Origin of the sequence: Pseudoalteromonas sp. '520P1 No. 423' (assembly GCF_001269985.1) — a bacterium.
In the GTDB taxonomy this organism is placed as follows: domain Bacteria; phylum Pseudomonadota; class Gammaproteobacteria; order Enterobacterales; family Alteromonadaceae; genus Pseudoalteromonas.
Window position 1 is genome coordinate 1,310,624 of sequence record NZ_BBZB01000002.1, and the last position, 6,056, is coordinate 1,316,679.

6 protein-coding genes and 1 pseudogene are annotated in these 6,056 nt (G+C 34.8%); 2 read left to right on the plus strand and 5 right to left on the minus strand.

Going from position 1 to position 6,056, the window contains the following annotated elements; translation table 11 throughout:
• Nucleotides 1–91: 91 nt before the first annotated feature.
• The 3 genes and pseudogenes from PSA_RS24195 to PSA_RS25695 all read right to left on the minus strand — a co-directional run.
• Nucleotides 92–868, minus strand: a complete 777-nt coding sequence (locus PSA_RS24195) for an ABC transporter ATP-binding protein (protein WP_042145402.1) — start codon at nucleotides 866–868, stop codon at nucleotides 92–94.
• Nucleotides 869–880: 12 nt separating this feature from the next.
• Nucleotides 881–1,597 (minus strand): hypothetical protein, encoded by a 717-nt coding sequence (locus PSA_RS24200; RefSeq protein ID WP_127924115.1) that lies wholly within the window; start codon nucleotides 1,595–1,597, stop codon nucleotides 881–883.
• A gap of 294 nt (nucleotides 1,598–1,891) precedes the next feature.
• Nucleotides 1,892–2,260 (minus strand): annotated as a pseudogene (locus PSA_RS25695) (transposase); the annotation flags it as partial.
• Between the two features lie 166 nt (nucleotides 2,261–2,426).
• Here PSA_RS25695 and PSA_RS25010 point away from each other — a divergent pair.
• Nucleotides 2,427–2,666: a hypothetical protein gene (locus tag PSA_RS25010; protein WP_337589994.1), complete on the plus strand. Its 240-nt coding sequence runs from the start codon at nucleotides 2,427–2,429 to the stop codon at nucleotides 2,664–2,666.
• Between the two features lie 122 nt (nucleotides 2,667–2,788).
• Nucleotides 2,789–3,997, plus strand: a complete 1,209-nt coding sequence (locus PSA_RS24205) for a hypothetical protein (protein WP_082305901.1) — start codon at nucleotides 2,789–2,791, stop codon at nucleotides 3,995–3,997.
• A 48-nt stretch (nucleotides 3,998–4,045) separates the two neighbouring features.
• Here the strand turns inward: PSA_RS24205 and PSA_RS24210 are convergent, their stop codons facing one another.
• A complete protein-coding gene (locus PSA_RS24210) occupies nucleotides 4,046–4,579 on the minus strand; it encodes a thioesterase family protein (RefSeq protein ID WP_042145411.1) in 534 nt (177 codons plus the stop codon).
• A 156-nt stretch (nucleotides 4,580–4,735) separates the two neighbouring features.
• Nucleotides 4,736–6,056: PPC domain-containing protein (locus PSA_RS24215; RefSeq protein ID WP_269432881.1), on the minus strand; the 1,321-nt coding region annotated here is incomplete at its 5' end.

Below are 6,056 nucleotides of genomic sequence, written 5' to 3' on the forward strand. Positions count from 1 at the left end.
GGTGGGATGTGCAATTCAATTGTATTAAGCCTAAATAATAAATCTCTTCGAAATTGCTCTGATGTAATCAATTTCTCAAGGTCAGCATTAATTACACCACTGCTTCTTGAGTTTGATTAACAAAAGTTGCCGTTTCATTTGATGTTTTCTCTTGCGCTTGAGAAAACTGCATTATTTTACCATCGAGTAATTGTACTTGTTTAGTCGCATGTCCTGCATAACGTACATCATGAGTCACCATGCAAATTGTTGTTCCTTGTTTATTTAAATTATTGAGTAAATCCATTACAGCATCTCCATTTTTAGAGTCTAAATTACCAGTCGGTTCATCAACTAAAAATATGCTCGGCTGACCAGCTAATGCTCTAGCTATTGCAACTCTTTGCTGCTGACCACCAGATAACTGGTTAGGTTGATGACTTTTACGGTGTTCCATTTCTACTTGTGTTAATGCATTCATAACACGTTCTTGTATTTCTGACTGTGTTAAAGCGTCTTCCCTATAAGTTAACGGTAGTGCTACGTTATCAAAAATACTGAGTTCATCAATTAAATTAAAGGACTGAAAAACAAAACCTATATGTATATTTCTTAACTCAGCTTGCTGGTCCATATCAAGCTGCGAGGTATCAACATTTTCAATTAAATATTCGCCTTTACTAGGAGAATCTAATAAGCCTAAAAGGGATAATAAATTAGACTTACCAAAGCCTGAAGGACCGCTAATAGATAAGTAATCACCAGGCATAATATCTAAATCAATATCCGATAATGCCTTTATTTCAATATTAGATGAGTGATACGTTTTAGATATATTTTTTAACGTGATAATTGGTTTTTTGTGTGTTTTATTAGTTGTGCTGTTCATTATCATTCCTTTTTATAGCGTTATTACTAAGTTTCTCTGCGTAGCAGAGTGTTGAGACATATCTGATACAATCAGTTTGTCACCAAGCACAGCACCACTTATCACTTCAATTTGATTATCCGAAAGTGTACCAAATTTTATTGTGGTTAACTGTGCGCTTTGAGCATCACGGCTCATTCGATAGATATCTTTTTCTTTAAAGTTGTAAACATTATTAGGTTGTTCAACATAGAGGGCATTATTTATTTCTTTAACATGTACTTTACCCTCCACTGTTAGTTCTGGTCTTGCATTTGCTGGGAGTGGCCCAGTTAAATCAAGCTCAACCATCACGCGCCCGTCAGTGATCACAGGGTCAATTCTTAAAACTTTTGCTCTGATAGTCTTATCTGAAGTCATAACTTGCTGATTAAATTCAGCATTTTGACGAGCTAGTTCAAGCTTGGCATTGATCACCGCTTGCTCTAATTGAGGATCAGTTAGGGTCATAATGACTGTATCTTTATTAACCTTAGCACCAGGGTAAAGTTGAATGCTTTCCACGATTGCTTGCGATTGACTGGTCAATAGTCTTTGATAATTTGCTTTTAATCGACCATATCCAGATACATTTACTTTAAAAGTACCTTGCTTTACTTGTGCAATTCTAACGTTATTTTTTTCTAGTGAAGGAGTATCATCTAACGACACACCAGTCCAAATTAAAAACAGTGCAATTAAAGATATCAAAATTACAATCAGATATTTTTTATTAAAGCTTTGTGGTTTTTTTTCAGAGTACTTGTTAAGTCCATACTTTAAACATTCCAATAAATTTTTTATTCATTATTGATACGTAATAGCGATAAGCATGCCAAAAGTTTAATACTTGATTTATAGAGGATTTTTGTTTTTTATGTATTTAAGGCTTCCCTCTACAGGGAAGTTGAAGTTAAAAGTGGGAATAAAATAAAACTAAAGTTGAGAATTAAGATAATTGTCGAATTTGATGTGACTTAAGTTCTAGTGTTTTAAATTTTGTAACTATTCAGCCTTATCGTCAATAAATACATCTGGAAGCTGATTTTTGAATAGCAATTCAAGAGATAGGCTTGCAGATACATATTGTTTTCTGCAAGTCGATAAATAGCTTCTGATCAAACAGAACATCTCTGCGCCTGCATACTTCTGAAACATCCAGATATTTTTTGATGAACTTTTGTCATCCTAATATCATTCTCTCCTTGATTATTGGTAAATGGGACTGCAGCGCTCGTCAGACTTCGCCCATTGCATGCCATCTTGCTCCCATGCTCTTTCTAACGCTCGGATATGATTAGCATTGCATAAAGCATGTTGGCACTTAGTATATTGATAATACGGCTTCCAATGGTCATGAATGAACATGCTAGAAATGGTAAATATTTTTCTTCGACTAAAGAATTTCGACGGAGAATTAGTGACTTTTTCACAACAACATTACCTGATATTGCAGTTATTGTGTATCCTTCAATAGTAACGCTATGGATGCATCTGCAATATCTCGGCTATTTTTCCGGATAGTTCGGTTGCTATACCCTTGAATCAAATTGAGGCAAGTAGTGCTACAGGACAATTTAACTCAAAGGCGCTTAAAAAATCATCAAGCCAACTAAAAGCATATTGGTCTAAACTGGTATTTACAGGTAAAGGTTCTCCACCAAAAAGTGTAGATAATAACGTCGCAGTTATAGACCTTGTTGCTTCCAACCCTAACATTATAAGTTACGTTGATTCGAGTGCTATTACCGATAGAGTGAAAGTACTGACAACATTTTAAAGCTATTTAACCAGCAATTATAATCAGTGTATCATTATTATTTAACATTAATTATCCTAGAGTAGTTAATATAAGGCCGTTGATATACAATATACTAATAACCTTAAGCTGTGTAAGTTAACATGATAACTATAGATAAAATTGCTGAACAATATGTGAAGCTATCTCTTAAAATAGGTCAACATAGTGAATACTACGTTGATGCTTATTATGGACCTGCTGATTGGCAGCCTAAGCAAAGTAAAACCGATTTAAATACGCTTTACAAAGATGCCTGTAAGCTCATAAACGATATCGACAAGATAATTACCAATAACAGATCTCGCCGTGTGCATTATTTATATGTACATATAAAAGCAAGTGCGACTTATATAAACAAGTTATTAGGCAATGAATTAAAGTTTTTAGATGAGTGTGCTGCTTTATATGATGTTGTACCACCCACTTTTAATACTCAACATTTTGATGTCGTTTTAAAAGAACTAGACAATTTAGTACCCGGTACAGGTGATTTGAATACTCGGATGAATGACTACCGCCAAGAATTTGTTATACCTGTAGACAGGCTTGATGCTGTTTTTAATGCTGCTATTGATGAAGCAAGAAAGCGCACACTTAATTTTATTGATATTCCAACAAATGAAAATTTCAATGTTGAATTAGTTAATGATCAAGTTTGGAGTGCTTATAATTGGTATAAAGGTAACAGCTACAGCTTAATACAACTCAATACTGATCATCCAATTTTTATTGATCGTGTAATAGATTTAGCAGCACACGAAGGCTATCCTGGACACCACATTTTTAATGCATTAATTGAAAAACATTTAGTGAATAAGAATGGCTGGATGGAATATTGTATCTACAATCTATTTTCTCCTGCTTCGTTATTAGCTGAAGGCAGTGCTAATTATGGTATTGATGTGGTATTTCCAATAAAAGAAAGGTTGGATTTTGAGCAGTCAGTGCTGTTTCCATTGGCAGAAATAAAACCTGAAAAAGCAAAGTTATATTACGATATACAAGCCGTTTTACATAAATTATCTTATGTTGATAATATGGTTGCACAAAAATATTTAGATAATGAAATAACTGCAGATCAAGCTGTTAAATTATTGATGAAGTATGCACTGAGTAGTGAAGAACGTTCAAAACAAAGGCTTAAATTTATTGAATATAATCGCTCATATGTTATCAACTATAACTATGGGCAAGACTTAGTTAAAGTTTATTTAGCCAACCAAGTTACAAATTCAAGCCATGATGAGCTTTGGCGTGTGTTTACTGAACTTTTATCTGAGCCTAGAACAGGTTCAATGATGCAAGTTTGAAATTGAGTGTTTAAAGACTATTTTTTATAGTCCTTAAACATATAGCTGCTAACTATGATGCTTTTTCTTAGCATCTAATAACATTTTCCAATGAATAACAGGCTCTGGTAATTCAGGAACTGCTCCTTCAAATTTTGCTACTTTTAGCAACTCATCATTTTCAATACGTCGGCCTTTATGAATAAAAACACCACGTACATACGCTACTGCATGTAAGGTATTCTCTGATTCAAACCTTTGTTCAATGTAGTAATATTTTTCATCCCAACCTATCATTTTAGTTTTGATATCAAACTTTTGAAACGGTTTAATTTCTCGAATATAAGTGATTGAACATGCATTCATTATTGGCATCCATTTATCTTTAATAAATAAATGCAATAAACCCATTTCGGCCATCAACCAAGTTCTTGCTAAGTCCATCATAGCTAGGTAACGAGAGTTATTTAGATGAAAGTTAATATCACAATCACTTGGTAGTGCACGAAATGAAATCGATCCTTCATCAAGTAAACCTATTCGGTAACTCAGTTTTTTAACTTTAAATAATAAAATATAAAACAAACGAAAATATAAATTCATGAAAATACACCTTAAATAATGAATTATAATTATAGCCATCGTTTGTTTGGAATAAAAACTCTATTTTGCTCTAAGTTATATTTTATATGAAAAAACGGACCTTACGGTCCGTTTGGTATATTCGCAACTACATTTCTGCAATTGTTATAACAAGGATTAATTCATTGTCACTGTGATGCTTACACCTGAGTAATTACTTGTGGTACTTGCATCAATATAACGCCAACCTCTATGTGCTGTTACAGTAAAGCTTTCATTGTTACCTACTGTTGAAGACTCAGCTTGCGCATTTGCTGCTGTAGCCCAAGTGTCGGCATTAAAGTGAATATCAGCATCACCGTCTCCACCTGATGTTGATACTGTTAGTTGTGTATTGTCACTATCTATCCAAACATAAAATGAGCTTCTACCACCAGATATACACTGTGTTACACCTGAATGAAGTTGACCATAACTAATGGTTGCTGCGCCACAATGAGGTGCTGTATTAGTTGGATCTTCAGGGTACGGATCAGAATTATCACCCATTCCATCACCATCCGTATCTACCCACTCAGTCGCATCTGTTGGGAAAGCATCTGAATTATCACCATATCCATCACCATCAGTATCTAACCATTCGGCTGGGTCATTTACAAATGCATCTGAATTATCGCCATAGCCATCACCATCAGTATCAGTCCACTCATTTGGATCATTTGGGAATGCGTCTTGAGAATCTATTACGCCATCACCATCAGAATCTTTAGGTGTCGTTCCACCAGTTAATTGATCTGTGATCTCATAAGTATTCACGGTGTCTTTTTCAGTCATAACAGCAACACCTAAACATTGTCCTGATGTATCTGTAATTGCTGCACGACGTTTACCAAACCATTTCCAAGTGTTAGCGCTATCGTACGTATCACCTTGTTGTAGCGTAGTAAAACCAAAGCCTTCACTCAATTGTCCAGTTTCATTATCTACTCGGTAAACTCTTACTGGTGTACTGCTTGTATTTGTAAATGAGAAATCAGCTTCAAATGGCCCTGTTAAATGTTTCTCCATTAAATCACAGCTACCTATGGTATTTGCCGCAGGAATAACTTCTGGCTCGGCAGCATTTGCAACTATTAAATCATCAATTGTGAAGTTTGCGCTTAAATTATTTAGTACACCCACACTTAAACAGTTTAATCTCGTATCTGTCACTATAAAGCGACGATCGCCATACCAAATATCTGAAGTATAGCTTTCACCTTTAGCTAAAGTTCCGTAGCCATGATCAAATCCTGTTGCTGCACTTTCATATTTAGGTTTACCAGTTGCGTTATCAACTCTAAATAGTCTTATAGATTTGTCACTTGTATTGGTGATAGTAAATGCATGGGATTGATCTAAAATCATATGGGGCTGTGCTAAGGCACAGCTACCTAGTTCATCTTGATCTGGGATCTCTTCTGATATCACATCTTTCACTAAATCAGCTTCGATTGTA